Source organism: Edaphobacter aggregans DSM 19364 (genome assembly GCF_000745965.1).
GTDB classification, from domain to species: Bacteria; Acidobacteriota; Terriglobia; order Terriglobales; family Acidobacteriaceae; genus Edaphobacter; species Edaphobacter aggregans.
Genome location: NZ_JQKI01000015.1, coordinates 100,127 through 124,556 on the forward strand (window position 1 = coordinate 100,127; position 24,430 = coordinate 124,556).

The 24,430-nt window shown below is 62.6% G+C and carries 24 protein-coding genes; 10 read left to right on the forward strand and 14 right to left on the reverse strand.

Annotated features, from left to right (window positions below; all coding sequences use genetic code 11):
• Positions 1-8: 8 nt before the first annotated feature.
• From Q363_RS43810 to Q363_RS43820, 4 genes are read left to right on the forward strand one after another with little or no spacing between them, the layout of a single operon-like run.
• Positions 9-242 carry a motility-associated protein gene (locus Q363_RS43810; protein ID WP_245632090.1) on the forward strand — a complete coding sequence of 78 codons (234 nt, stop codon included), beginning with the start codon at positions 9-11 and terminating at the stop codon, positions 240-242.
• Positions 236-787 carry a motility protein A gene (locus Q363_RS07710; RefSeq protein WP_245632091.1) on the forward strand — a complete coding sequence of 184 codons (552 nt, stop codon included), beginning with the start codon at positions 236-238 and terminating at the stop codon, positions 785-787. The genes Q363_RS43810 and Q363_RS07710 overlap by 7 nt, the downstream gene beginning before the upstream one ends.
• A complete protein-coding gene (locus Q363_RS43815) occupies positions 784-1,230 on the forward strand; it encodes a flagellar motor protein MotB (RefSeq protein WP_245632092.1) in 447 nt (148 codons plus the stop codon). Before Q363_RS07710 ends, Q363_RS43815 begins: the two co-directional genes overlap by 4 nt.
• Positions 1,224-1,541 (forward strand): OmpA/MotB family protein, encoded by a 318-nt coding sequence (locus tag Q363_RS43820; protein ID WP_245632093.1) that lies wholly within the window; start codon positions 1,224-1,226, stop codon positions 1,539-1,541. The genes Q363_RS43815 and Q363_RS43820 overlap by 7 nt, the downstream gene beginning before the upstream one ends.
• On the opposite strand, the gene Q363_RS07720 is transcribed toward Q363_RS43820, so the two are convergent.
• From Q363_RS07720 to Q363_RS07765, 10 genes are all read right to left on the reverse strand, one after another.
• Entirely contained in the window at positions 1,507-1,941 is a 435-nt protein-coding gene (locus Q363_RS07720; RefSeq protein ID WP_245632094.1) for a secondary thiamine-phosphate synthase enzyme YjbQ, read from the reverse strand. The genes Q363_RS43820 and Q363_RS07720 overlap by 35 nt on opposite strands.
• Positions 1,942-2,566: 625 nt before the next feature.
• A complete protein-coding gene (locus tag Q363_RS07725) occupies positions 2,567-3,208 on the reverse strand; it encodes a nuclear transport factor 2 family protein (protein WP_084080133.1) in 642 nt (213 codons plus the stop codon).
• Positions 3,209-3,259: 51 nt separating this feature from the next.
• Positions 3,260-3,646 carry a nuclear transport factor 2 family protein gene (locus Q363_RS07730; protein WP_035349180.1) on the reverse strand — a complete coding sequence of 129 codons (387 nt, stop codon included), beginning with the start codon at positions 3,644-3,646 and terminating at the stop codon, positions 3,260-3,262.
• A gap of 290 nt (positions 3,647-3,936) precedes the next feature.
• Complete coding sequence (locus Q363_RS07735) at positions 3,937-5,736, reverse strand: ABC transporter ATP-binding protein (protein WP_035349122.1); 1,800 nt, start codon at positions 5,734-5,736, stop codon at positions 3,937-3,939.
• Positions 5,737-5,954: 218 nt separating this feature from the next.
• Positions 5,955-6,644, reverse strand: coding sequence for an FKBP-type peptidyl-prolyl cis-trans isomerase (locus tag Q363_RS37420; RefSeq protein ID WP_064742609.1), 690 nt, complete (start codon positions 6,642-6,644; stop codon positions 5,955-5,957).
• 180 nt (positions 6,645-6,824) lie between these two features.
• Positions 6,825-9,428 (reverse strand): alginate lyase family protein, encoded by a 2,604-nt coding sequence (locus Q363_RS45360; RefSeq protein ID WP_051978524.1) that lies wholly within the window; start codon positions 9,426-9,428, stop codon positions 6,825-6,827.
• 277 nt (positions 9,429-9,705) lie between these two features.
• Positions 9,706-12,081, reverse strand: a complete 2,376-nt coding sequence (lptF, locus tag Q363_RS07750; RefSeq protein ID WP_035349185.1) for an LPS export ABC transporter permease LptF — start codon at positions 12,079-12,081, stop codon at positions 9,706-9,708.
• Between the two features lie 231 nt (positions 12,082-12,312).
• Positions 12,313-14,961, reverse strand: a complete 2,649-nt coding sequence (locus Q363_RS07755; protein ID WP_035349123.1) for an ABC transporter permease — start codon at positions 14,959-14,961, stop codon at positions 12,313-12,315.
• Positions 14,958-15,302: a PadR family transcriptional regulator gene (locus Q363_RS07760; RefSeq protein ID WP_035349125.1), complete on the reverse strand. Its 345-nt coding sequence runs from the start codon at positions 15,300-15,302 to the stop codon at positions 14,958-14,960. The genes Q363_RS07755 and Q363_RS07760 overlap by 4 nt, the downstream gene beginning before the upstream one ends.
• A gap of 87 nt (positions 15,303-15,389) precedes the next feature.
• Positions 15,390-16,130, reverse strand: a complete 741-nt coding sequence (locus tag Q363_RS07765) for a response regulator transcription factor (RefSeq protein WP_035349126.1) — start codon at positions 16,128-16,130, stop codon at positions 15,390-15,392.
• Positions 16,131-16,176: 46 nt separating this feature from the next.
• On the opposite strand from Q363_RS07765, the gene Q363_RS07770 reads away from it, so the two are divergent.
• The gene (locus Q363_RS07770) at positions 16,177-16,761 is read left to right on the forward strand and encodes a DinB family protein (RefSeq protein WP_035349127.1); all 585 of its coding nucleotides are present in this window, start codon (positions 16,177-16,179) and stop codon (positions 16,759-16,761) included.
• Here the strand turns inward: Q363_RS07770 and Q363_RS07775 are convergent.
• Positions 16,758-17,699: a sensor histidine kinase gene (locus Q363_RS07775; protein WP_035349128.1), complete on the reverse strand. Its 942-nt coding sequence runs from the start codon at positions 17,697-17,699 to the stop codon at positions 16,758-16,760. The genes Q363_RS07770 and Q363_RS07775 overlap by 4 nt on opposite strands.
• Positions 17,700-17,765: 66 nt before the next feature.
• Between Q363_RS07775 and Q363_RS07780 the strand changes: the two genes are divergently transcribed.
• On the forward strand, positions 17,766-18,203 hold the full coding sequence (locus tag Q363_RS07780) for an NIPSNAP family protein (protein ID WP_211256133.1): 438 nt from the start codon (positions 17,766-17,768) through the stop codon (positions 18,201-18,203).
• Between the two features lie 75 nt (positions 18,204-18,278).
• Here Q363_RS07780 and Q363_RS07785 read toward each other — a convergent pair whose 3' ends face one another.
• The gene (locus Q363_RS07785) at positions 18,279-19,253 is read right to left on the reverse strand and encodes a DUF3011 domain-containing protein (protein ID WP_051978525.1); all 975 of its coding nucleotides are present in this window, start codon (positions 19,251-19,253) and stop codon (positions 18,279-18,281) included.
• A 209-nt stretch (positions 19,254-19,462) separates the two neighbouring features.
• Entirely contained in the window at positions 19,463-20,341 is an 879-nt protein-coding gene (locus tag Q363_RS07790) for an acyl-CoA desaturase (RefSeq protein WP_035349188.1), read from the reverse strand.
• 309 nt (positions 20,342-20,650) lie between these two features.
• Here Q363_RS07790 and Q363_RS07795 point away from each other — a divergent pair, with 309 nt between their 5' ends.
• Entirely contained in the window at positions 20,651-21,028 is a 378-nt protein-coding gene (locus Q363_RS07795) for an ArsR/SmtB family transcription factor (protein WP_035349130.1), read from the forward strand.
• 32 nt (positions 21,029-21,060) lie between these two features.
• Here the strand turns inward: Q363_RS07795 and Q363_RS40265 are convergent, their stop codons facing one another.
• The gene (locus Q363_RS40265) at positions 21,061-21,237 is read right to left on the reverse strand and encodes a hypothetical protein (RefSeq protein WP_157466619.1); all 177 of its coding nucleotides are present in this window, start codon (positions 21,235-21,237) and stop codon (positions 21,061-21,063) included.
• 185 nt (positions 21,238-21,422) lie between these two features.
• Here Q363_RS40265 and Q363_RS07800 point away from each other — a divergent pair, with 185 nt between their 5' ends.
• The 3 genes from Q363_RS07800 to Q363_RS07810 are packed head-to-tail and all read left to right on the forward strand — an operon-like array spanning position 21,423 to position 24,269.
• Complete coding sequence (locus tag Q363_RS07800) at positions 21,423-22,163, forward strand: (Fe-S)-binding protein (protein WP_035349190.1); 741 nt, start codon at positions 21,423-21,425, stop codon at positions 22,161-22,163.
• Positions 22,160-23,605 carry a LutB/LldF family L-lactate oxidation iron-sulfur protein gene (locus Q363_RS07805; protein WP_035349132.1) on the forward strand — a complete coding sequence of 482 codons (1,446 nt, stop codon included), beginning with the start codon at positions 22,160-22,162 and terminating at the stop codon, positions 23,603-23,605. The genes Q363_RS07800 and Q363_RS07805 overlap by 4 nt, the downstream gene beginning before the upstream one ends.
• Positions 23,595-24,269: a LutC/YkgG family protein gene (locus Q363_RS07810; protein ID WP_035349134.1), complete on the forward strand. Its 675-nt coding sequence runs from the start codon at positions 23,595-23,597 to the stop codon at positions 24,267-24,269. Before Q363_RS07805 ends, Q363_RS07810 begins: the two co-directional genes overlap by 11 nt.
• Positions 24,270-24,430: the final 161 nt, after the last annotated feature.

Here is a 24,430-nt window from a genome sequence, read left to right on the forward strand (position 1 = left end):
GAGTTTATATGGATATCGCCAGCATTGGAGGCATTCTGCTCGCCGTGGTCGGCATTCTGGCCGGCATGATGATCGAGGGCGGAAACATCGGCCAAATTACGCAGCCTACGGCGGCGATGATCGTGGTCGGCGGCACGATGGGAGCGGTGATGCTGCAGTTTCCGCTGAAGACGTTTCTGGCTGCGCTGAAGCAGGCGATGCGGATCTTATCTCGGGTGGGTCGGATGGCGACGAGGTGCTGAAGCAGCTGGTGCAGTTTGCCAACAAGGCTCGCAAGAGCGGCATCGTGTCGCTCGACCAGGACCTGGGATCGGTGAGCGACCCGTTTCTGAAGCAGGCTCTGATGCTGGCGATCGACGGCACGGAGCCGAACGAGGTTCGGAAGATCATGCAGTTGGAGTTGGATAACAAGGCCGAGATGGAGGAGAAGATTCCTCAGGTTTTTGAAGCTGCGGGTGGGTACTCGCCGACGGTCGGGATCATCGGCGCGGTGCTGGGGCTGATCCAGGTGATGCAGCATCTGGACAATATTACCGAGGTGGGCCGGGGGATCGCGGTGGCGTTTGTGGCGACGATCTACGGTGTCGCGCTGGCGAACCTGATCTGTCTTCCGGCGGCGGGGAAGCTGAAGATCCGCCATCGCGAGGATCAGATGGTGAAGGAGATGATGCTGGAGGGAGTGATCTCGATCCTGGAGGGGATGAATCCCAGGATGATGGAGACGAAGCTGAAGACCTTCCTGCTGGACGCAAAGGACGGCGAGAGCGTTGCGGAGGCCGCAGCGTGAGCCGCAAGAAGAAGCATGAGCATGTGAACCACGAGCGGTGGCTGGTCTCGTATGCAGACTTCATCACGCTGCTGTTTGCGTTCTTCGTGGTGCTGTTTGCTTCGAGCCAGTCGGACAAGAAGAAGCAGATTCAGATTGCGGCGGTGATGCAGACGGCGTTCACTCCGCTAGGGACCTTCGAGGCTCACTCGAAGGAGCCTTCGCTGGCGGATGCGGGGAGTGGTGGGGCGGTGCTGCAGCCGGCGGCGCTGGCGCTGCCGTTTCCGCAGGCGGCTTCGGAGATGCGGGAGGCGGAGACCGAGGCTCGGCTGGGGAGGTTGGTGAAGGCTCAGATGGCCGGCGGGAGGCTTCCGGCGGGCAGTTTGTCGGTGCGGATGACTCCGGAAGGTCTGGTTGTCTCGCTGAACGAGGTTGGATCTTTGCTTCGGGCTCGGCGGTGGTGAGGCCGGAGGCGGTGGAGGCGGTTGCGGCGCTGGCGGCGACGCTGCCGGACGCTCCGTTGCGCGTGGAGGGGCACACGGACAATGTTCCGATTCACACGGCGCAGTTCGGGGCGAACTGGGAGCTTTCGGCGGCTCGGTCGAGTGCGATTGCTCGGCTGCTGCTGGAGCGGGGCACGATGCATCCGTCGAACGTTGCGGCTGCGGGGTATGCGGAGTTTCATCCCTTGGCTTCGAATGCGACCGAGGAGGGCCGGAGGGCGAACCGCAGGGTGGACGTTATTGTTTTGCGATCCCGAGGACCTTCACGATGACGCGCTTGGAGCGCTGGCCGTCGAACTCGGCGTAGAAGACGCGCTGCCAGGTTCCGAGGTCGAGGCGGCCGGCGGTGACGGGCAGGGTGGTCTCGTGGTGGAGGAGCAGGGACTTGAGGTGGGCGTCGGCGTTATCCTCGCCGGTCTGATGGTGCCGGTAGCCAGGCCAGCGGGGGGCGAGTTTCTCGAGCCAGACGCCGATGTCTTCGATGAGGCCGTCCTCGTGGTCGTTGACGTAGATGGCGGCGGTGATGTGCATGGGGGAGACGAAGCAGAGGCCGTCGTCGATGCCGCTCTTGCGGACGATCTCCTCGACCTGCGGGGTGATGTGGACCATCTCGTAGCGGTCGCGAGTCTTGAAGGTGAGGTATTCGGTGTGTGCTTTCATAGTCTGCGGCATTTGGTGGGTCCCCTCCCCCTGTTTTGGTTCAAAGTATTCATTCCAGATACTTAAGTTTGGTACTTCTATTCACGAGAAAGCCCCGGTGGGTTTGCCGGGGCTTTCTTTGACGCTGTTTTAAGTATAGCGACGTGGCGGTAATTAATCGGCACATTGGAAGTACCTTGTTTTGTTGGGGATGGGTGGCTTTGGGGCTTGACAGAGTTGGCTGTGGAAAAGTGATCTCTCGATTGGCGGCTCGGCGCTGATCGTGCGGTGGGTCGTTTCGTCCTTCGGACTGCACTCCGGCCTACGGCAGTGCGGATGCGCCTTTCGGCGCGGCGAAATAGAGGGCCAAGCCTGAAGGCTTGGCGTACCCAGAGGCGGTTCGAGCTTCGCTCGAATGGTCCCACATCTCAGAATCGAGATGTGGGGCACCCGGTACCCGGCGCCGACTCCTAATCTGTATTGGATATGTCTCTCGTCGCCGGGCTTGAAACCGTTTGTGGCTCTGGGACAGAGATACAGGGACCCCGGTTTAGCTCGCAGCGCAGGTTTGTCCACTCAGCGATACGCGCCTTGGTCGAGCGACGTTTTGAGAGTTTGGGGCTGACGGGAATTTGGGGTTTGACAAGGTTTTATAAGGTTATTGGTCGTGCCAGTGGAAGAGCTTGTGTGTGATCTTCCACTCACCGTTACGTTTGAGTAGGGTGAACACGTCGGAGGCCCTGGCGTTCGCGCCAGCCAACTTACCTGACCAGTGTTGTACTTCCAGGTGAACGACGGCGATCGTTTCGATGATCTCAATGCGGGCGAAGCGAGGTTCGATGTTCGGTGCGGGTCCGTTCTCGGTGATCCAATCGAACACGTGTTTGACGGAACCGCTGTATTCGACCCCCTGGCAGAATCCGGAGATCGTGGCCCAAGGGTAAAAGGCGGCATGCATGAGATTGCTATCGCCTGCGCGAGCACCGGCGATGTAGCAGTGCATCGTCCGGGTGATCGCGTCGTGCTCGACCAGATAACCATTATTGGCGGATTTGACCGGGGGGAGACTCTCGGCGTCATCGATCCGTTCCGCGCCGGGACATTTGGTGCGTGAGCGACTCCAGACGTCGATCTCATGCCGGTAGGCGAAGACAGTGTCCTGTTTTTCGTGCCCGCGTCGATGGACCGGAAGTCCCTCGGATGCCTCCCAACGGCGCACGGTACGTTCACTTCTCTCGAGATAGCCTGCGATCTGCTTCCACGACTCCAGAATCTTCTGTGGAGTATTCCGTGTAAACATCGGAGACCTCCGTCGAGGACTATACCAGAGGCTATGCTCTGGTGCGCGATCTCAGGCGGACCAGTGAAACGCCTTCTGGATAATCTTCCACCCGGTAGGCATTTTGAGAAGCGTGAAGAGGTCGGACATATGAACTCCGCGACCGGCCAGCTTACCTGACCAGCCATCGACCTCGAGACGAACGACGGCGATGGATTCGAGGATGTCGACGCTGACGATGCGGGGTTCGATCGCAGAAGCGGGACCGTTTTTGTCGATCCAGTCGAAGAGAAACTGGGTTCCGTTCGCGAGTTGGTCTCCAACGTAGCCGAAGAATGAGGCGTCGGGGTGGAAGGCTGGACGCATAAGCTCGCTCCTGCCCTGCTTACTTCCGTCAAGGTACATCTGCATCGTCTTGACGATTCCGTCGTACTCGGTGAGGTACTCGTTGTTTGCCATGGGCCCGACAGTAAGGTTGGGAAATCGGCGCGTCAACGGTCAAACTTGGCCAAAGTTGGTCGCCATTCGTCAGCCTGTTGATGAGTCGTTGGGGTGATGGTGGTGGTGGCCACGGCAGTGCCGGCGCTTTGGCAAGGCACAACCGTAGATCCTTCGACTACGCGGCTACGCCGCTTCGCTCAGGATGACACTTGAAATGTGGTTCCGGTGGATTCAGTGGCGCTCCGGGCGAAATGCGGGGGTTCCTCGCTCCGCTCGGAATGACGCCTTCGTAAAAAAAGAAGTGATGATTAAGTAGCGACGGAGAGCTCTTCTTCGAGGCGCTGCTTTTCGAAGAGGCTGGTGTAGTAGCCGTTGCGGGCGAGGAGTTCGTCGTGGGTGCCTAGTTCGGCGATGCGGCCGTGGACGAGGACGGCGATCTGGTCGGCGTTGCGGGCGGTGGAGATGCGGTGGGAGATGAAGATGGTGGTGCGGCCGTTCATGACGCGGGCGAAGCCCTCGAGGATGCGCTCTTCGGTGTAGGTGTCGACGGAGGCGAGGGCGTCGTCGAGGATGAGGATGCGGGGGTCGCGGATGACGGCTCGGGCGATGGCGGTGCGCTGCTTCTGGCCTCCGGAGAGGGTGACGCCGCGCTCGCCGACGAGGGTGTCGAAGCCGCGGGGGAAGTCGAGGATCTCGGTACGGATGTGGGCGGTGGCGGCGGCCTCTTCGACCTGCTGGTCGGTGGCGTCGGGGCGGCCGAAGGAGATGTTGTGGCGGATGGTATCGGAGAAGAGGAAGGTCTCTTGCGGGACGAAGCCGATCGAGGAGCGGAGCTCGGAGAGAGGGAAGGAGCGGATGGGTGCGCCGTCGATGAGGACGGTGTTGGGGGCGGCGTCTTGCACGCGGGCGATGAGGGATACGAGCGTGGATTTGCCGGAGCCGGTGGGGCCGACGATCGCGAGTGAGGAGCCTGCGGGGACGGTGAGGTTGATGTCGTGGAGGACAGTGGGACCGTTGGGGTAGGCGAAGGAGAGGTTGCGGAACTCGATGTCGCCGTGGATAGCACAGGGTGACAGTGCAGTGGGGATGGCGTCGACGTAGGGAGCGCTGCGGTCTGGTTTACAAGCAAGGAGCGTGGGGTCGTCGGCTATGGCGGGTTGTTGTTTGAGGAGTTCGTTGATGCGGACTACGGAGGCGGTTCCTCGCTGGAAGAGGTTGACGACCCAGCCTACGGCGATGATGGGCCAGATGAGCTGGACCATGTAGACGTTGAAGCTGGTGAACTGGCCTACGGTGATCTGGTGCTGGACGACCTCGTGGCCTCCGACGAGGAGCGTGATCATGAGCGAGATGCCGAGGATGAACTCGAGCGAGGGCCAGAGCATGGCCATGAGGCGGACGAGGTGGAGGGAGCGGCGGATGTACTCGCGGTTGGCCTCTTCGAAGGAGTCGATCTCGGCCTCTTCCTGGGCGAAGGCACGGATGAGGCGGGCTCCGGAGAAGTTCTCCTGGGCCTTGGCGGAGATGTCGGAGAACATGGCCTGGATGCGCTCGAAGCGGCGGTGGATGCGGTTGCCGAAGTACTGGACGAGCACGGAGGCGAAGGGCATCGGCACGAAGGCGAAGAAGGTGAGCTTGGGCGAGATGCGCCACATGAAGGGCAGCGCGGCGCAGGTGAAGACGAGGGTGTTGGCGGAGTACATGATGGCCGGGCCGAGGAGCTGGCGGACCGCGGAGAGGTCGTTGGTGGTGCGGGCCATGATGTCGCCGGTGCGGTGGGTGTGGAAGTAGGAGGGCGACTGGCGTTCGAGGTTGGCGAAGATGTCGTTGCGGAGGTCGTACTCGATCTCGCGGGAGGCTCCGATGATGACCTGGCGGGTGATGTAGAGGAAGACGGCGGAGGTGGCGGCGACGAGGAGGAGGCGCAGGGCGTGGAAGAGGATCTTCTGCTGGGTGATGCCGTGTTGCATGTCGTCGACGGCGTGGCCGATGACGATGGGAACGAGGACCTTGACGACGTTGTAGAGGATGACGGCGACGCCGCCCCAGGCGAGGTGTTTCCAGTAGCGCTTGAGGTAGGGGTTGAGGGGTTTTAGGCGATCCATCATCGGGGTTAGTTTATGCCGCCTCTGTTAGATAGCTGGGGTGGCGTTGGGGGTTCGGGATTGTGGGCTGGATTAGCAAAGCCCCAGGTCTGAGATGCGGACCTGGGGTCTTGGTCTCCGGATGGCTTTGGTGGCGCTGCGGGCAAAATGCGAGGGTTCCTCCCCTTTGGCAGGCTCAGGGGCGGAATGACGGCGCTCACCAAACCAGCTCGTCAACAGGTTTAGTTGGGCTGGGGTTGCGGCTTGGCGGTTGAATCTGGAGGCGTTGTGGCTTCGGGCTTGGCGGGTTCGGTGGGTTGGGTTGCGGGTTTTGCCTCGGGTGCGGGGGCGGGCTTGGGCTGGGGTGGGGCGTCGGATTCGGAGACGAGTTCGATGTCGAAGATGAGGTCGGCCTTGGCGGGGATGACGGGCGGGCGGCCGGATTCGCCGTAGGCGAGCTGGTAGGGGATGAAGAGGCGGCGCTTGCCTCCGACCTGCATGCCCTCGAAGCCGGTGTCCCAGCCGGGGATGACCTGGCGGGCGCCGTAGGGGAAGACGATGGGGTCGCCGCCGGGGTGGTCGTGGGAGGAGTCGAACTTGGTGCCGTCGGTGAGCCAGCCGGTGTAGTGGACGGTGTAGAACTTGCGGGTCTTGGCAGGTTCGCCGGTGCCGACCTGGATGTCGATGTAGCGGAGGGCGTAGAGAGGCTTGGGCGTGCCCTCGACCTTGGGAATGTTGGGGGGATTGTCGGCGGGGTTGGCCTCGGGGGCTGCCGGGGCCGCCGCTGCGGGCTTCTTGGCAGCGGTGGTGGAGGCGGTTGTGTGGTGAGCGGGGGCCGGCTTCTTTGGCGGCGTCGTGGTGGTCTGGCCGGTGGTCTGAGCGGCGGCGCAGGCGGCGAGCAGGGAGAGTGAGAGCGAGGTGCGGAGGGTCATCTTGAGTCTTAGTGTAGGGCAGATTGGGGGAAGGAAGATACTGCGGGGTTGACCCGAAGGTGAAGGTGGCTCGACGGGCGAGATGCGGGGATTCCTCGCTTCGCTCGGAATGACACTTCGTTAAATAGAAACAGGAGCCGGTTAGGGCTCCTGTTCTGTGTGGTAGCGGGTGATGCAGGGTTATTTGCCTCCGGGGAGAGTGGCGCGGATGCTGCCGCTGAAGGTTCCTCCGGTGTAGGTTCCGGTGAAGCGTTCGACGGTGGCTGAGCCGGGGATGCCGGCGGAGGCGGGGAAGGTGATGACGGCGACTCCGAGCGAGCCAGCCTCGATGTCACCGAGCCCGGAGGGCAGTGGGGTGCCGGTTGTACTGCCGAGCATGGCGGTGACGATCTGAACGTTTGGCGCGGTTGCGGTGCCGTTGTTCCTGACCAGCACGGTGGCCTGGTAGGAGCCATCGGGAAGCTGGGAGAGGATCGAGGTAGTGATGAGTTGAACGGTTCCCGGGTTGGCCGGGTTGCTGATGACGAGGTTGCAGAGCTGGACGAGGCCGACCTGCGAGATGGCGTCCCAGTGATCGAGGCTGGTGACACCGGACTGCTCGGAGCGGAACCCGTAGTTGGTGCCGATGGTGATCTCGCTCCCGCCAGCGGGGGTGACGTAGATGGAGTACTTGCGTGTGGCGACGTTGACGACGGCGCGGAAGTGATACTTGACGCCGGCGGCGTAGTTGATGGTGGCGGCGGCGGCGAAGGCTCCGCCGTTGCGGGCGTCGATCTGACCAGTGGGGTTGAAGCGGCCGGCGATGGCGAGTCCGGTGAAGGCCGACTGCGGGCCGAAGGAGAGGCCGACGTTGGAGTTGTTGAGTGCGGTGGAGGGTGTGGCGTCCCACTCGGCGGTGAAGGTTCCGGTCTGGGTGGGGATGGTTCCGTTTATCCAGTTGTTGCCGAGCTGCTCGATGCAGGCTCCGCTGAGGGAGTTGATGATGAGCAGGGCGGGTGTGGTGTGGGTTACGGATCCGTCGGTGGCGGAGATGGTGATGGGGTAGGCTCCGGGAGCGGTGGAGCCGAGGGTCTGGATGGTGAGGGTGGAGGTTGGGCTTCCGCTGCCGATGGTTGGCTGCGAGAAGGTCGCGGTGGCTCCGGCGGGCAGACCGCTGGCTACGCTGAGGGCGACGTTGCCGAGATAGCCATTGGACGTTGCAAAGTTGATGGCGAAGGCGGCCGGGTCTCCCGCCACCTTGGTGAGGAGCGAGGGGACTGCGGTGATGGTGTAGTCGGATGACGAGGAGTTGACGGTGAGGGTGAGCGGCAGCGTGAAGGTGAAGGTGCCGTTGTTGCCGAGTACGTTGATGGGATAGACGTCGGGAGCGGTGGTGCCGTTGGTGGTGATGGTGAGGGTGGTGGTGCCGGTTCCGGTGATCGTGGAGGGATCGAAGGAGGGAGTGGCTCCTGAGGGCAGGCCGGTGACGTTAAAGCCGACGGAGGGGTTGGCGTCGCTGCCGGGGAGGACGTTGATGGTGAAGGTGGTGCTGTTGCCGGCACGGACGGCGGAGGCGGTTGAAAGAGCGCGCAGAAGGAAGGGCTGCAGGAAGGAGGCGTCGCCACCGTGCGAGAGGGTCTCGTAGACCATGATGTGGTACTCGGTGGGATTGGGGAGCTGACGGATTACCTGATTGAGGTACTGAATGGTGAGGGGGAGATCGAGGCCCTGACGGTTGTGGTAGTTGTTGTAGCCGATCTCGTCGGTGGGATAGACCTGTAGAGCAACGGTGCCGTTGCAGACGTACGAGGGTACGGAGGTCGAGTTGGCGAGCTGATATTTGGCGTTGAACTCAAGCGCTGACATGAGGCGGAGACGTGCGTTCGAGGTGACGTCGTTGTAGAGATCGACGCCCTGGATGGAGGCGGTCTCGGCGGCGTCGAGCGCGCCGGAGATTCCGTACTGGGCGTGGCCGAAGTCGCGGCAGGTCTCCTGGGAGATGCCGTCGACGCGATCGTCGTAGACGGGCTGGTTGTACCAGAAGGCGGTTCCGCGCGGGGAAGGAACGGGGGCGGGGCCGTCGGTGTGGTAGTAGAAGTAAGCGGGGATGCGCTGCTTCCAGTAGAGGACGCCCTTGTTGAAGGTGGCGAGGTCGTCGTTGAAGACGCCGATGTTGATCATGCCCTCGATCATGCTGATCTCCCAGTTTCCGTTGGAGGTCGAGCCGTTGATGATGCGAGGAAGGATGACTGTGGAGAGCATGGTCTTGAACTGCTGGATGTCGGCGTCGGCCCAGCCGGCGTTGGAGTAGCGGATAATTTCAGCGGCGCGGGGGAATTTTTCGCTGTCCCATGCGGCCTGGAGGGGCTCGTTGGAGTTGGTGTAGCCCTTGAGGTTGTAGGCGTACTTATTGAGGATGGCGATGGCGTTGTTGGCGTATTGCTGGTTGCCTGTGATGTACCAAAGGAGGGTCTGGAGGTAGGCGGCGCTGGAGTCGTTGTCTGCGGCGGAGCAGCCGAAGTTGGGGTTGGAGGTGGGGCCACACTCGATGATGCCGGTGGCGGGTGGGCCCTGGATCTGGTAGTTGAGCTGGCCAATATTGCTGTTCAGCGCCTTGAGATAGGCGGAGTAGAAGGGCTCGTTGTGCGCGGCGACCATGACCTTGACATAGTCGAGCTGAGCGCGTGAGACGAGGACTCCGGGGTGATTGAAGGGCTGGGTTTGTGCAGTGGCGGTGCGGAAGGCCCCGAGGGCGATCAGCGCAACTGCAAGGAATGTTGCAATAACTCTGCGAGAGACTCTCATTGGATCACTGCTCCTGTGTAGTGATGTGTTCACGGCTGTGCTGCCAGGCGAACGTCCGCGCGCGCCTGGCGATGTTGGCAGGCGGGAGGACACGGGGAGAAAGTCCTCAAGACAAACGTATGTCTTCAAAATTTTTTACTTATGTTCGTAGAGCGGATTAATTGCCGCCAGCCATTTAGCACGAGTGGGAGAACTGCTGTCAATACGAAAGCAGGAACGCGGCGGATTTTCACGGAACTGCTATACGCGAGCTTGCGATTCCAACGATACGGCTTGTTTAGGTGGGGGTGCGGAGGAGGAGGTAGGTTCCGGCGATTCCGAAGAGGAGGTCGGGGGTCCAGGCGGCGAGGACGGCGGGGAGGGTGGCGACGTTGCCCATGGCCTGGAAGAGTCCGTCGACGACCCAGTAAGCGATGGCGAGGCCGATGGCGGTGGCGATTCCGGCAAGCGAGCCTCGTTTGCCCATGGAGAGCGCGAAGGGGATGGCGAGCATGGCCATGACGAGGGTGATGAGCGGGTAGGCGAGCTTGCGGTTGAGCTGCACGCTGAGGCGCTTGGTGTCGAAGCCGGATTGTTTTAGGTCGGTGATGTAGCGGGAGAGCTCGTTGTAGCTCATCTCCTGGGAGGGGCGGTCTTCCTTGACGAAGTAGGAGGGCTGCTCGTGGATCTCGGGGAAGGCGGTGAGGGTGAAGGGCTGGTAGGAGGCGATGGTCTCGCCGGAGAAGGTGCGCTGCCAGCCGTTCTCAAAGACCCACTGGCTGATGCGGTCGTTCCAGTGCGCGGAGGAGGCGAAGATGCGGCGCTCGAGGGCGAAGGTGGTGGGGTTGAACTCGAAGACGGTGAGGTTGGCGAAGACGTTTTTGCTGGCGTCGAAGAACTGGTAGTAGAAGATGCGCGCGGGGCTTCCGGTGGGGCCGGCCTGGCCGGAGATCCATTTGCGGTCGGGGCGGAGGAAGGTCTGGGCGGGCTTGTCCTTGATGACGGAGCGGAGGGCCTCCTGGCGGCGGTTGGCGGCGGGGAGGTAGAGCTCGTCGAAGGCGAAGAGGCCGCCGGCGATGAGCAGCGTGGTGATGAGAACCGGCGTGACGATGCGGTAGAGGCTGATGCCGGTGGCCTTCATCGCTGTGAGTTCGGACGAGCGGCCGAGCGCGCCGAAGGTGATGAGCACGGCGACGAGGCAGCAGAGCGGAGTGACGTTGTAGAGGATGAAGGGGATGAGGTTGATGAGGTAGTCGCCGACGGTGACGAGGGGAGTGCGGTTGCGAATGATGTCGCCGATGAGTTCGAAGAAGGTGAAGATGATGAAGAGGGTGGAGAACGACATGAGCACCATGGCGAAGTTGGTGGCGTACTCGCGCATGACGTAGTCGTCGAGCAGGAGAGGGAACTGGATATTGAAGGTGCTGCGGAAGCGGCGCAGGATGGTGGCGATGTCGAGGTTGCCGTTGCCGGCGGCGGCGATCTTGCGGCCGCGGGTGAGGCGGGCGAGGAGCTTGTTGATCCCGACGCCGATGGAGGAGATGAGTCCGAGGGCGATGCCTCCGCGCGACATCTGGTAGAGGAGGAGGGCACCGGCGGCGGCGAAGAGGAGGTTGGCTCCCCAGACGCCGAGGACGGGGGAGAGCTTGCCGTTTTTGGCGAAGGCGATTCCGATCTGCGAGAGGAAGTAGTAGATGAAGACGAGGACGATGGTGAGGACGAAGCCAGTGGACTTGCCTCCGCGCTTGGAGGCGATGCCGAGCGGCACGCCGATGAGCATGAGGACGAGGCAGGCGAAGGGATAGGAGAAGCGCCGGTTGAACTCGATGCGATAGAGGCGTGAGGTGTGGCCGGGGATGTCGCTATCGGGCGCGTTGCCGAGGCGCCAGAGCGTGGAGAGCGGGAGCGCGAGGATAGGCGTGTCCGAGCGGCCGAGGTGAGGGTCCTGCTGCTCGCCGGTCTGGATGGGGAGGTCGGTGGAGGCGAAGGTGGAGATGTTGTACTGATTGGCGTCGGTTGGCGAGGTCTGGTGCTGGCCTCCGTTGAGCAGATGGAGACGTATGGTCTGCTCGTCGCCGTTGACGACGACGGCCTGGTCGGCGGTGGTGATGTTGGGGCTGGCGGGCTGAGTAAGATCGGCGAGGAAGACGTGGTGCCAGAGGGCGGCTCCGGCGGCGGGGCGGACGTCCTGGATGTAGAGGACGTAGTTGCGGAAGTCCTCGTAGAAGACGCGGGGCTGGACTTCGAAGGAGGCCTGTGAAGTTTTTAAAGATTGTTCGAGCGCGAGCGTGGCGGCGGCGGAGCGCGGTGCGAGGTAGAGAGAGTTGAAGAGGCCGAGCAGGACACCGACGCCGGAGACGATGGAGATGATACGGACGAAGTCGAGGGCTCCCATGCCTGAGGCGCGCATGGCGGTGATCTCGGAGTCGGCGGCGAGGCGGGAGAGGCCAAGGAGGATGCCGACGAGCACGGCCATGGGGATGGTGACGATGAGGAAGTTGGGGAGGAGATAGGCGAAGATTTTGAGGACGTCGGTGAGGGAAGCGGAGTCGCGGACGACGAGCTCGATGATGTGGCCGAGGTCGCGCATGAAGAGCACGAAGGTGAAGAGGGCACCGCCAAGCAGGGCGTGGGAGGTGACTTCGCGGAGGATGTAGCGGGTGAAGATGCGCATGCCGGTGGGGATTTGTAGCCCTCGCTTGAGTTTATCGCGAAGGGCAGGAATGAGATGCGCGGGAAGCGAGTAGTGAGTCTCAAAACTTCCGGCCAAGCTGAGTGAATTTGCTGCACGGGCAAAATGCAGGTCCCATTCGGCTTTGCTCAGGGCAGGCTCTTCGACTTCGTAACTCGCAAAAGACGAGAGTTACTTCGCTCAGGATGACAGTTTTGTTTTCGCGGCTGAAGGCTATTCGGCTCGGAGAGCTTCGACGGGATTGATGGAGGCGGCGCGATGCGCGGGGATGTAGCTGGCGATGAGCGCGGCTGCTGCGAGGACGATGGCGACGAGGGCCAGGGTGGAGAAGTCCCAGGTGCGGATCTGGAAGAGGATGCCGCGGAGGAGCGTGGAGGTAAGCAAGGCGCAGAGGATTCCGGCGGTGATTCCGAGCGCGGTGAGGACGCCGGCTTCGCGGAGTATGAGCTGGTAGACGGTGGCTCGCTGAGCGCCGAGGGCCATGCGGACTCCGATCTCGCGGGTGCGCTGCGAGACGGAGTAGGCGATGACGCCGTAGAGGCCGATGACGCCGAGGAGGAGAGCGAGCGCAGCGAAGCCTCCAACGAGCCAGGCGGCGGAGCGGTGCAGGTAGGCGGTCTGCGAGTCGTCGATGCGCTGCTGCATGGTCAGCTCATTGAAGGTGCCGATGCCGGGATCGACCTGATGGACGGCGGTGCTGAGAGACGGCAGGATGGACTTCGGATCGCCGGAGGTGCGGACGACGAGAGCGAAGAAGGAGTCGGCGTCCTGATTATGAGCCTTGTACTCAGCGGGCCAGATCTCTTCGTCGAGGGAGCTCTCGCGGACGTTGTCCACGATGCCGACGATCTCCTTGATGGAGTCGGGAGCGAGATCGCCATTGCCGTATTTTTTGCCGATAGGATCTTCGCCGGGGAAGTATTTATCGGCGAAGGCCTTGTTGATAACGGTTACTCGGGGTCTGGTGGCGTCATCCTGCTGTGTCAAGAGACGGCCTCGAAGGAGCCGTGCCTGGAGGGTTTTGAAATAGTCTGAGCTGACTTCGCGCTCGTTGACCTCGTTATGTTCTCCGTGAAAGGGATGGCCAACGACGCGAATCCAGTCGGTGTTGCCGTTTCCGCTTACGGGAAGCGTGCTGGTGATGGCTACCGAGGTGGCGCCGGGAAGGGTGGCGACGCGATCGATGATCTTGTGAGCGGCGGTAACGACGAGCTCGTCCTTGTTGTACGTGGTGGTCGGAAGCGAGACGAAGAGTGTGGCGAGGTTGCCGGGCTCGAAGGCGAGATCGACGTGGAGAAGGCGGTAGAAGCTTTTCCCGAGGAGGCCGGCGCCGACGAGCAGCACGACGGCGATGGTGAGCTCGAGGACGACGAGGTTGGCTCCGAGACGACGCCAGAGGGTACCGGCAGAGGCGCGGTCGCCGTCGTTGAGGGCCTCGCGCATGGCTGCTGTGGGGAGGCGAAGGATCGGGGTGAGCGAGAAGATAGCTGCTGAGAGAAGTGCGATGGCGGCCGTGAAGCCGAGAACGTGTGTGTTGAGGCCGTGGTTGGAGAGATACGGCATGCTGGAGAGCATGTCTTTGGAGACGAGGCCGAGCAGGAGGCGCATGGCGAGGACTCCTGAGGCGAGGCCGGCGAAGGTGCCTGCAGCGACGAGGACTAAACCTTCGGTGATGAACTGACGGATGAGACGTGACGGTGTGGCTCCCAGGGCGCCGCGGACGGCGAACTCGCGGCGGCGGCTCTCAGAGCGGACAAGCAAGAGGCTGGCGACGTTGACGCAGGCGATGACGAGTAGAAGGCAGGCGCCGGCGAGGAGAACGAGAAGGATTGGGCGGATGGTGCCGACGATGAGTTCGGAGAGTGAGCCGATATGTGCGCCCTGATCGCGATTGCTGCCGGGGTACTGGATCTCAAGCTGCTTGGCGATGGCGGCCATCTCGGTCTGCGCGGCGTCGAGAGAGACGCCGTCTTTGAGGCGGCCGATAGCGAAGAGATTATGGCAGCTGCGTCGCTTCTCACAGCTGGTGAGTTCGTGGATGGTGGTCCAGAACTCAGCGCTGCCGCGAGGTGGGAAGAGAAAGTCGTTGGGGAGGACTCCGATGATCGTGGTCGGGGTGCCGCTGAGGGTGATGGTCTCTCCGATTACGTCTTTGCGTCCGCCGAAGCGGCGCTGCCAGGTGCCGTAGGTCAGGATAGTGGTTGCAGGGGCGTTGGGCTGATCTTCTCCGGCGTGGAAGTCGCGGCCGATCACAGGCTGGATGCCGAGGGTGCGGAAGAAGCCGTCGGTGACGCGCGCGGCGGGGACGGGTTCGACCCCGGAGGGAGTGCGGAGAAGGAAGCCGCCGCCGGTGTAGGCCTCCATCGAGGAGAAGACTTTGTTCATGCGCTGCCAATCGCGGAAGTCCTGGTAGGAGATGTTGGAGCGCGGGAAGGCGACTCCGCGCTCGGCGACGTCGGCGAGGCGTGTGGGATCAGCGTAAGGCAGAGGCTTGATGAGGGCAGCGTCGACGAAGGCAAAGATGGCGATGCTGGCTCCGATACCGAGCGCAAGCATGAGAATGGCTGTTGCGGTGAAGCCTGGGGAGCGGCGCAGCTGGCGCAGGGCGTAGCGGATGTCCTGGAGCGTGGTCTCGAGGATGGGGAAGGTGTGAATCTCGCGGTGGGCTTGCTTGGTGTGCTCGATGCCGCCAAGCTTGAGGATGGCGCTCCGGCGGGCTTCCTCCGGAGTCATGCCGGCGCGCAGGTTGTCGTCGATGTGAAGCTGGAGGTGGCTCTCGAGCTCAGAGGAGAACTCCTGCTCCTGTTGCTGGGTTGGGACGATGCCGGCGAGTCTGCGAAGCCGTGCGCGAAGACGATTCATGAGGCGTCCTCCGACGGTGCGAGAAAGCGGGCGAGGATGGCGGTGGTCTGTTCCCAGGAGCGGGCCTCTTTGTGCAGGAGGTGGCGGCCGGCGCGGGTGAGGGAGTAGAACTTTGCGCGGCGGTTGTTCTCCGACTGGCCCCACTCGGAGGCGATGGCTCCCTCCTGCTCGAGGCGGAGGAGCGCGGGGTAGAGGGTGCCGTAGTTGAGCGAGAGCAGATCGCCGCTGGTCTGCTCGATGCGGCGGGCGATGCCGTAGCCGTGAAGCGGTCCCATGGACTCGATGGTCTTGAGGACCATCAGTGCTAGTGTGCCTTGCCAAACGTCGGTTTTGTCGCCCATTTGCCACTCCTATTGTCTTGCCATAGGAGTATGGGCGGTTTTGTATGGGATGGCAATAGGAGAAGATAAAATTGTGACGAATGGCGGCTAGGGGTTGGCGAGGAAGCGGTAGCCGACGCCGCGCACGGTGATGAGGTGTTGCGGACTCGAGGGGTCGTCTTCGATGTAGCGGCGGAGGCGGACGATGAAGTTGTCGATGGCGCGGGTGTCTGTATCTTCGTGGACGCGCCATACCTGATCGAGGATCTCTTTGCGGGAGACGATCTGGCCTTCGCGCTCGGTGAGGTAGCGGAGGAGGTCGGCCTCCATGACGGTGAGGTGCGTGGTGCGATTGGGGGCGACGAGCTCGAGGTGGTCGAAGCGGATGGTGCGGTGGTTAAAGGCGTACTCGTCTTTTGGCTGCGGAGGCTCGGGTGTGGCGTCGCTTGCGGTCTGCGCGCGCTGCCAGGATGTGCGGCGGAGGAGGGATTTGATGCGGACGAGGAGGATGCTGAGGTCGAAGGGCTTGGGCAGGTAGTCGTCGGCGCCTGCTTCGAGTCCCTCGAGGACGTCTTCTGGGCGAGAGCGTGCCGTGAGCATGAGGACGGGGGTGTAACGCTGAGCCTTGCGGAGGGCGCGGACGATCTCGAAGCCGTCGGTGCCGGGGAGCATGCAGTCGAGGACGACGGCAGCGATGCGCTCGGTGGGATTGAGGAGCCAGGCGAGAGCGGCATCGCCGTCGGCTTCGTGGTGGGTGCGGTAGCCTTCGGCCTGGAGATTGAAGAGGAGGCCCTGGGCGAGGTGCTCTTCGTCTTCGACGACGGCGATGAGAGGTTGAGCTTCGTTCATTCGGTTCACCAGGTGCGTTCTCTTGATATTAAACTGGCGAGCAGCGATGGTCCGGGGCGGGTTTCTCTTTAAAGGGACGACGATGGATGACAGATTCAGCCTGGTAGGGTTCGAGAGGCAAATCGACGCGATCGATGAGACGATTCTGCGGCTGATGGATTCGAAGGCAGATTTGAATAGGAGGCCTACCCCTGGCAGCTGGTCGATCGCGCAGTGCATCCATCATCTGAATTTGACTACGGATGCATTCCTGACGGCGTGGCGCGATGCGGAGAGAGTTGTGCTTGCGGGACAGGGTACGGAGTCCAGGCCGTATGGATGGTTTCTGCGAAGGATGCTGTGGACGATGGAGCCGCCATATCGGATGAAGACGAAGACGGCTAAGGGGTTTCAACCTGGAGAGGTGGACAGCGGCCTTTTCACGCTCGAGGCGTTTCGTGAGAGACAACCGCTGGTGAAGGATGCTGCGCGGGAGGCCTGCGGATACGATCTGACGCGAAGCCGGGTGCGATCGCCGTTTGTATCGTGGATGCGTTATCCGCTGGGATTCTCTTTCGATCTGTTTGCGGCACACGAGCGCCGACATCTCTGGCAGGCGGGGGAGATTGAGCGCGTGTCGCTTACGGGCTAAGCGGACACGGCCGCCGTGGCGGGGGCGGGACCAACAGGACTGGCGAGGGGCAGGGTGATGGTGATGGTGGTGCCCTGATTGGGGCCGGGGCTGGATGCCTTGGCTTCGCCGCCGTGCTGGCGGGCGATGTTGCGGACGAGGAAGAGTCCGAGGCCGGTGCCCTTGATGCGGAGCATGGTGCGTCCGGGGACGCGGTAGAAGCGCCGGAAGATGCGTTTGTGCTGGTTGGGAGGGAGGCCGACGCCGGTGTCGGTGACGCGAAGCTCCGCCCAGGTGTAGTGGGTGATGGAGAGAGAGCAGCGGACGTGGACGCCATCGGGGGAGTACTTGACGGCGTTGTCGAGGAGGTTGAGGACGGCGATGCGGAGGTCTTCGGCGATGCCCATGATGCGGAGATGGACGGCGCCGGGGATGGGCTCGAGGACGATGGCGTCTGGTGCGAGGTGGTGGCGCTGAAGGGTGATGGCGATGCAGTCGGCGACGAGCGGCTCGAGGTCGACGACGGTGCGGTTCTGCTGGCGCAGCTTCTGGCCGAGCTGGCCGGCCTTGAGGACCTGCTCGACGGTGGCGAGGAGGCGGTCCGAGTCGGCGAGCATGATGGAGTAGAACTGCTGGCGCTGGGCCTCGTCGACGGGACGGCGCTGGAGAGTCTCGAGGTAGAGTCGGATGCTGGTGATGGGGGTCTTGAGCTCGTGGGTGACGGCGTTGAGGAAGGAGTCCTGGCGGTCGTTGCGGCGGACCTCGCGGACGAGAAAGATGGTGTTGAGGACGACGCCGGCGACGAGGATGGCGAAGAAGATGATGCCGAGGACGAGGAGCGCGAGATGGCCCTTGTTGTGGATGATCCAGGTGATGTTGAGAAAGATGGTGAGGCCTGTGAGCAGTACGCCGAGCGTGATGAAGATTGCAATGGTTCCGCGGCGTCGGTTGATGTTCATGCCCTTGAGGTCCCTTGGCGAAGTATACGAGGCTGGGGAGATTTCGGAAGGGGTAGGATGGTGGGCATGGATCGACGTAGCTTACTGCAGGTGATGGGGGCGGCAGCCGTTGTGCCGTTCATGGGCGGATCGGAGCTGAAGGCCGAGGCCGCAGTCGATGGTGTGGACAAGGATACGGTGTACGAGCTGCGCATCTATCACACGCCGGAGGGCAAGCTTGAGCCGCTGCTGGCGCGGTTCCGCGGGGCGGAGAGAGGGATCTTCGAGCGGCTGGGGATGCACTGCGTGGCGTTTTGGACGGCGACGGACGAGCCTCTGAAGGGGCGGACGCTGATCTACATGCTGCGGCACAAGAGCCGCGCGATTGCGGATAAGAACTGGGAGGCGTTCCGCGCCGATCCGGAGTGGGTGAAGCTGAAGGCGACGTCGGAGGCGAATGGGCCGCTGGTGGAGAAGCACGAGTCCTACTTCATGTCGCTGACAGATTTTTCGCCGGTGCTGTAAGTCTGCCGGTCTGAGATGAGAGAGCCGCGCCTGGAGATGTTTCCGGCGCGGCTTGAGTTGTCAGCGGGCAGTTAGTTAGTTGGAGCGGAACTCGGCGCGGCAGCCGCGGTCGACCCAGAGGCCATGACGATCGGTGCCCCAGGTCTGGCCCTGGACGCAGGGCGAGCCGCTGATCTGGCGAGAGAGGGAGACGTTGCCCGGATTTACGCCGCTCGGAAGCGAGCAGTAGTGGCGTCCTCCGTCGTCGGAGGAGCAGGTGAAGGTGCGGCCGGCACTGTTACCGGAACCGGAGCCCCAGTTGCCCCCTCCATTGCCGCCCCCTGCGACAAACTCGGCGCGGCAGCCACGGTCTACCCAGATTCCGCTTTTGTCCCATCCCCAGGTCTGTCCCTGCGTGCAGGGTGAGCCGCTGCGCTGATTGACGAGACGAACACCGCCGCGTGTGTTGGCGCTGCAGAAGTGACGTCCGCCGTCTTCGGAGGCGCAGTAGATCGTGCCCGCCCCTGACCCGCCTCCGCCTCCCCAGTTTCCGCCATTGCCTCCCTGGCCGATGAGGAACTCGGCGCGGCAGCCACGATCGACCCAGACACCATTGCGATCCCATCCCCAGGTCTGACCCTGGGTGCAGGGAGAGCCGCTTCGCTGGCGAACCATCTGGACCCCGCCTCGTGTGTCGGCGTTGCAGTAGTTGCGACGGCCATCATCGGAGGCGCAGGTGAGGGTTTGGCCGGTGCCGCCTCCGCCGGCATTTCCTCCGCGGCCGGTGACGAAGTCGGCACGGCAGCCGCGGTCGACCCAGATGCCATTACGATCCCATCCCCAGGTCTGTCCCTGCGTGCAGGATGAGCCGCTGCGCTGGCGGACTAACTGAACTCCACCTCGCGTGTCTGCATTGCAGTAGTTGCGCTTGCCATCGTCGGAGGAACAGGTGATGGTCTGGCCGCCGTCGTAGTAGCCGGGCTGGGCATGGGTGGGTGAGGGATTTCCCAGAACAGCACAGGTGAGAAGCAACAGTACTATGAGAGGGAGAAATTTGAACTTCGCAAACATAGGGGCCCCTTTTTTCGAAAGATCTGGCATGACAGCAGCACTGCAGAGGGCCGATGGATCCGGCCAGAGGAGGATAACCTCCGTCGAGTGTGATGCGGTTTTTTCTCTCTGGGTAGGTAACAGGGAAGGGGGCTGTGGCATAGAGAGTTAAATGCCGAAGGGCGCAGACTATGCCCTGCGCCCTTCGGTTACTGCTGTCACTGAATAAATTACATTCCTGCGGGCTTCGGGTTGGCTGGATCGAACTTGGCGATCTGGACCTTCTTGGCGAGGCCGATCTTTTCGAGAAGCCAGATGCCGTAGTAGTTGATGTCGAACTCGTACCAGGCGAGGCCGTGGCGGGCGCTGACCGGGTGAGCGTGGTGGTTGTTGTGCCAGCCCTCGCCGCCGGTGAGGAGGGCGACCCACCAGTTGTTGCGCGAGTCGTCGTGGGTCTCGAAGCGGCGCTTGCCCCAGAGGTGTGTGGCCGAGTTGACCAGCCAGGTGGCGTGCAGGCCGAGCGTGACGCGGAGGAAGGTTCCCCAGAGGACCATGCCAATGGCTCCGGCGAGGCGATGGCCGGGGGAGGCGAGCCCGGCGCCCAGCGCGAGTTGGAGGAAGCCTGCGATGGTGAGCGGGAGCCAGTGGTACTTCGAGAGCCAGACGTGGACGGGGTCGCGGGTGAGGTCGGGAGCATAGCGGCCGAGCAGCGCGGTCTCCGAGTGCAGGGAGCGTCCGGAGATGATCCAGCCGGCGTGCGCCCACCAGGTTCCGTCGTGCGGAGTGTGGGGGTCGCCCTCGTGGTCGGAGTTCTGATGATGGACGCGGTGGGTGGCGACCCAGAAGATCGGTCCGCCCTCGAGCGCCATGGTGCCGCAGGTGGTCAGGAAGTACTCGACCCACTTGGGCGTCTTGTATCCGCGGTGCGTGAGCAGGCGGTGATAGGCCATGCCGATGCCGACGTTGATGGCGAAGAAGTACATCACGGCGGCGACGGCGAGGTTGGTCCAGGAGAAGAAGAAGAGTGCAGCGATGGCTCCGATGTGGAAGATCGCCATCGCGATGGCGGTGATCCAGTTGATGCGGCCTTCCTGGTGCTCGCGGCCCATGCGGAGGTCTTCGCGAACCTTGCGCGCGGTGCGCGCGGCGGCGGGCTGCGAACCCTCGATGACGGGGGCCTGTGTGATCTCTTCGGGGGTAATCAGGGAGGGACTCATGATGACTTTTCGCTTCCTTTGGAGCTTCTATTTCCGAAGCTAACAGGGTGCGGAGAACGCGGTTGTAAGACTTTTGTAATGGCTGGTGGATGTGCGGTTAGGGGCCTTCCGGAGCAGGAAAAGAAGGGGGCGCAGTTGGTCTGCAAAATTTTCTGAATCCGGGGTTTACATATTCTCATATAGGAATATATTTTCTTAGCCATGCCGAGAGCCGCCACTACCGCTGATGTCTTCAATGCGATCGCCGAGCCTCGCCGGAGGGAGATTATCGGCGTGCTGGTGGATGGGCGGGAGCATGCCGTCGGCGATGTGGTGAAGGTGTTGCGGATGCCGCAGCCGGCAGTCTCCAAGCATCTTGGCGTGCTGCGCAAGGTTGGCGTGGTGACGGTGGTGAAGCGTGGCCAGCACCGGATGTACCGGCTGAACGCGGCGGAGCTGAAGCCCGTGCACGACTGGGTGAAGACGTTTGAGAGGTACTGGACGAACCAGATCTCGAGGATCAAGGAGAGGGCTGAGCAGAAGGCCGCCTCCGGAGCCATTGCTCCACCGTCGGCGAAGAAGCACGACGGAGAGGACTAGAAGGCGAACCCAAATTGCGAGAGGCCTGATTTTCAAAGCAAGAGTTGGCGGGAAGGACGAATGGTGCTGCGGAGGAGTTCGCTCCGCTGCGCATGGAAGAGCATCACGGACATGAGCAGCCCCAGCACCGCCGTACACCCGCCGACAAACGCCAGCCGCAGCCACTGCGCGGCCATCATCGAGATCTCGAGCCCCGTCGCCAGCGCCACATTGAGGGCGGTTCGCGGCCTGGCTGCGGGACGGTGAGTTTCACGTCTGGGAGAGGCCTTATTTTTAGCAATGATGAGAAGCCTTCACGTGTGAAATTGAAAATTCTCTTTTGAGTGACGAGTGGTTCGTTGGGGAAATAGAATCTCTGTGGAACGCGTTTCAAGTGTTGTTCCGGAGGTGGGGTCTGCGAGTCGCTCTGTTTATCACCTGCTACAACGACACTCTGTTTCCTGAGACGGGCAAGGCAGTCGTGACGGTACTGGAGCGACTGGGCCACGCGGTCGAGTTTCCCTCGGGACAGACCTGTTGCGGCCAGATGCACTGGAACACCGGCTATCAGTCTGAGGCGCTGCCGCTGGTGGGGCGTTTCATTGCGCAGTTTTGTCATGCCGAGGCTGTGGTGGTTCCCTCGTCGAGCTGCGTTGCGATGATGCGCGACCACTATCCAAAGATGGCGGAAGAGATCGGCGACCGGAAGCTGATGGCGGAGGTGGCGGAGCTTCTGCCGCGTGTGTTTGAGTTCTCGGAGTTTCTGACGAAGCGGCTGGGACTGGAGGATGTGGGGGCGTACTATCCGCATCGTGTGACGTACCATGCGAGCTGCCACGGGCTGCGGAATCTTGGGTTGGGCGATGGTCCGCAGAGGCTGCTGCGCGCGGTGAAGGGAATCGACCTGGTGCAGATCGACCACATGGAGCAGTGCTGCGGCTTCGGCGGAACGTTCGCGGTGAAGAACGCCGACGTGTCGAGCGCGATGCTGGCCGAGAAGACGACAGCGGTGCTGAACACGGCGGCGGAGGCCTGCACGGCATGCGACAACAGCTGCCTGATGCACATACAGGGAGCACTGCACCGGCAGCGGACCGGCGTGCGGACGGTTCATCTGGCGGAGATTCTGGCCGGCGCCGAGGAGGCAGGCCGATGAGCGCAGGACTTAACGTGCTTGATCCGAAGACGTCGCCGGCGTTTCCGATCGCCGCGCGAGAGATGCTGGAGGACACGCAGCTGCGGAAGAACGTCCGTCATGCGACGGAGGTGATTCAGGCCAAGCGCGCTCGCGTGGTGGGCGAGATGCCGGACTGGCAGCAGCTTCGCGAGAGCGGGAGGCAGATTCGCGAGCATGCGATGGCGAACCTCGACTACTACCTTGAGGAGTTCGAGCACAACTGCACGCGCGCGGGAGGCAAGGTTCACTGGGCTCGCGATGGCGAGGAGACGAAGCGCATCGTCACGGCGCTGGTGAAGGCGAGCGGATCGGACGAGGTCATCAAGATCAAGTCGATGACGACGGAGGAGATTCATCTGAACCTCGCGCTCGAGGCAGCGGGCGTGCGTGCGTACGAGACGGACCTTGCGGAGCTGATTATTCAGCTGGGGCATGATCAGCCATCGCACATTGTTGTTCCGGCGCTGCACAAGAATCGCCAGCAGATTCGGGAGATCTTTCAGCGCGAGATGAATCTGCCGGAGCTGGGAGATAAGCCGCAGGATCTGGCCGATGCTGCGCGGAGATTTCTGCGCGAGAAGTTTCTGCGGGTGAAGACGGCGGTGAGCGGAGCGAACTTCCTGATTGCGGAGACGGGCGGGGTCTGCATCGTGGAGAGCGAAGGCAACGGAAGGATGTGCCTGACGCTGCCGGAGACGCTGATCACGATTGCGGGGATCGACAAGGTGCTTCCGCGCTTCGAGGACCTGGAGGTGATGCTGCAGCTTCTGCCGCGTTCTGCAACGGGCGAGCGGATGAATCCGTACAACTCGGTCTGGACGGGCGTGCATGCGGACGATGGACCGCGCAGCTTCCATGTGGTGCTGATGGACAACGCGCGTACGGAGGTGCTGGCCGACAAAGAAGGACGGCAGACGCTGCACTGCATTCGCTGCGGCGCGTGCCAGAATGCTTGCCCGGTGTATCGGCAGACGGGAGGCCACGCCTATGGTTCGGTGTATGCGGGACCGATCGGGGCGATCCTGACGCCGCAGCTGCAGCAGATGCATCATGCGCAGTCGCTGCCGTATGCGTCGTCGCTGTGTGGGGCGTGTTACGAGGTCTGTCCGGTGAAGATCAACATCCCGGAGGTGTTGATTCACCTGAGGAATAAGGTCGTCGAGCAGAAGGGGCTGAGCGCCGAGGCGGTGGCGATGAAGGCGATGGCAGCGATCTTTCGCAGCGAGTGGAGGTTCCGCGCGGCGCAGAGACTGGGTCGCGTGGCCGAGGCTCCGCTGGTCCGCAAGGACGGGCAGGGCGGAGGATGGATCGGCTGGCTGCCGGGGCTGCTGGGCGGCTGGACGCAGGTGAGAGATCTGCAGGAGATGCCAAAGGAGACGTTCCGCGACTGGTGGGAGAAGAGAGGAAGCCATGGCAACTGAGACTGGAGCGACGGTGGACTCCTCCGCGGCGCGGACTGAGGTACTGCGACGGGTTCGCGCGGCGAACGGTGGGACTGCCGAGGCGGCTCGCGCGAACGAGGCGTGGAGCGCGATTGAGCGTAGATATTGCCGGTCAGCGACACATTCGCGCGACGAGGTGCTGGAGCTGCTGGAGGATCGCCTGCGTGACTACGACGCGCATGTACAACGCGCGGCCGAGGGTGACGTGGCGCTGACGGTTGCGAAGATGCTCGCAGAGCGCGAGCGGAGCCGAATCGTGGTCCCCGCGGGGCTCGATCAGGCGTGGCTGCCGGAGGGATTCAGCTTTGTGGTTGACGAAGGGCTCTCTGCGAAGGAACTGGATGGCTTCGACAGCGTGATGACCGGAGCGACGGTGGCGATTGCGGAGACTGGCTCGGTGGTGTTGCAGAACGTTGCGGGTCAAGGACGCCGCGCCGTTACGCTGGTTCCTGACTACCATCTTTGCCTGGTGCGGGCGAGGGATGTGGTGGAGACAGTTCCCGAGGCTATGGAGCGGTTGCGGGCGACCTCGGGGCTACCGACGACGTTCTTCTCCGGCCCCTCGGCGACCGCCGACATTGAGATGACGCGGATCAAGGGTGTCCATGGCCCCCGTTTTCTGGATGTCATCCTGCTGACATAGGGGGCGACCAGGTCCGGTCACAACTTCTTTGCTGCCATATCCTTGCATCTGCAGCGCAGCGAGAGTTTTACATTTTCTTGACTAATGGGCGACGAAAGTCGCTGGAAGATGTCAGGAACTGGTATATATATTTGTCCGACGAAAGAAAAACCGAGAGATGA

What these genes read in the sequence shown, in the direction of transcription:
- Q363_RS43810 (WP_245632090.1), top strand. Translation starts at nt 9, where the DNA reads ATGGATATCGCCAGCATTGGAGGCATTCTGCTCGCCGTGGTCGGCATT.
- Q363_RS07720 (WP_245632094.1), bottom strand. Translation starts at nt 1,941, where the DNA reads ATGCCGCAGACTATGAAAGCACACACCGAATACCTCACCTTCAAGACT.
- Q363_RS07725 (WP_084080133.1), bottom strand. Translation starts at nt 3,208, where the DNA reads ATGTTTACACGGAATACTCCACAGAAGATTCTGGAGTCGTGGAAGCAG.
- Q363_RS07730 (WP_035349180.1), bottom strand. Translation starts at nt 3,646, where the DNA reads ATGGCAAACAACGAGTACCTCACCGAGTACGACGGAATCGTCAAGACG.
- Q363_RS07735 (WP_035349122.1), bottom strand. Translation starts at nt 5,736, where the DNA reads ATGATGGATCGCCTAAAACCCCTCAACCCCTACCTCAAGCGCTACTGG.
- Q363_RS37420 (WP_064742609.1), bottom strand. Translation starts at nt 6,644, where the DNA reads ATGACCCTCCGCACCTCGCTCTCACTCTCCCTGCTCGCCGCCTGCGCC.
- Q363_RS45360 (WP_051978524.1), bottom strand. Translation starts at nt 9,428, where the DNA reads ATGAGAGTCTCTCGCAGAGTTATTGCAACATTCCTTGCAGTTGCGCTG.
- lptF (WP_035349185.1), bottom strand. Translation starts at nt 12,081, where the DNA reads ATGCGCATCTTCACCCGCTACATCCTCCGCGAAGTCACCTCCCACGCC.
- Q363_RS07755 (WP_035349123.1), bottom strand. Translation starts at nt 14,961, where the DNA reads ATGAATCGTCTTCGCGCACGGCTTCGCAGACTCGCCGGCATCGTCCCA.
- Q363_RS07760 (WP_035349125.1), bottom strand. Translation starts at nt 15,302, where the DNA reads ATGGGCGACAAAACCGACGTTTGGCAAGGCACACTAGCACTGATGGTC.
- Q363_RS07765 (WP_035349126.1), bottom strand. Translation starts at nt 16,130, where the DNA reads ATGAACGAAGCTCAACCTCTCATCGCCGTCGTCGAAGACGAAGAGCAC.
- Q363_RS07770 (WP_035349127.1), top strand. Translation starts at nt 16,177, where the DNA reads ATGGTCCGGGGCGGGTTTCTCTTTAAAGGGACGACGATGGATGACAGA.
- Q363_RS07775 (WP_035349128.1), bottom strand. Translation starts at nt 17,699, where the DNA reads ATGAACATCAACCGACGCCGCGGAACCATTGCAATCTTCATCACGCTC.
- Q363_RS07780 (WP_211256133.1), top strand. Translation starts at nt 17,766, where the DNA reads ATGGATCGACGTAGCTTACTGCAGGTGATGGGGGCGGCAGCCGTTGTG.
- Q363_RS07785 (WP_051978525.1), bottom strand. Translation starts at nt 19,253, where the DNA reads ATGTTTGCGAAGTTCAAATTTCTCCCTCTCATAGTACTGTTGCTTCTC.
- Q363_RS07790 (WP_035349188.1), bottom strand. Translation starts at nt 20,341, where the DNA reads ATGGGCCGCGAGCACCAGGAAGGCCGCATCAACTGGATCACCGCCATC.
- Q363_RS07795 (WP_035349130.1), top strand. Translation starts at nt 20,651, where the DNA reads ATGCCGAGAGCCGCCACTACCGCTGATGTCTTCAATGCGATCGCCGAG.
- Q363_RS07805 (WP_035349132.1), top strand. Translation starts at nt 22,160, where the DNA reads ATGAGCGCAGGACTTAACGTGCTTGATCCGAAGACGTCGCCGGCGTTT.
- Q363_RS07810 (WP_035349134.1), top strand. Translation starts at nt 23,595, where the DNA reads ATGGCAACTGAGACTGGAGCGACGGTGGACTCCTCCGCGGCGCGGACT.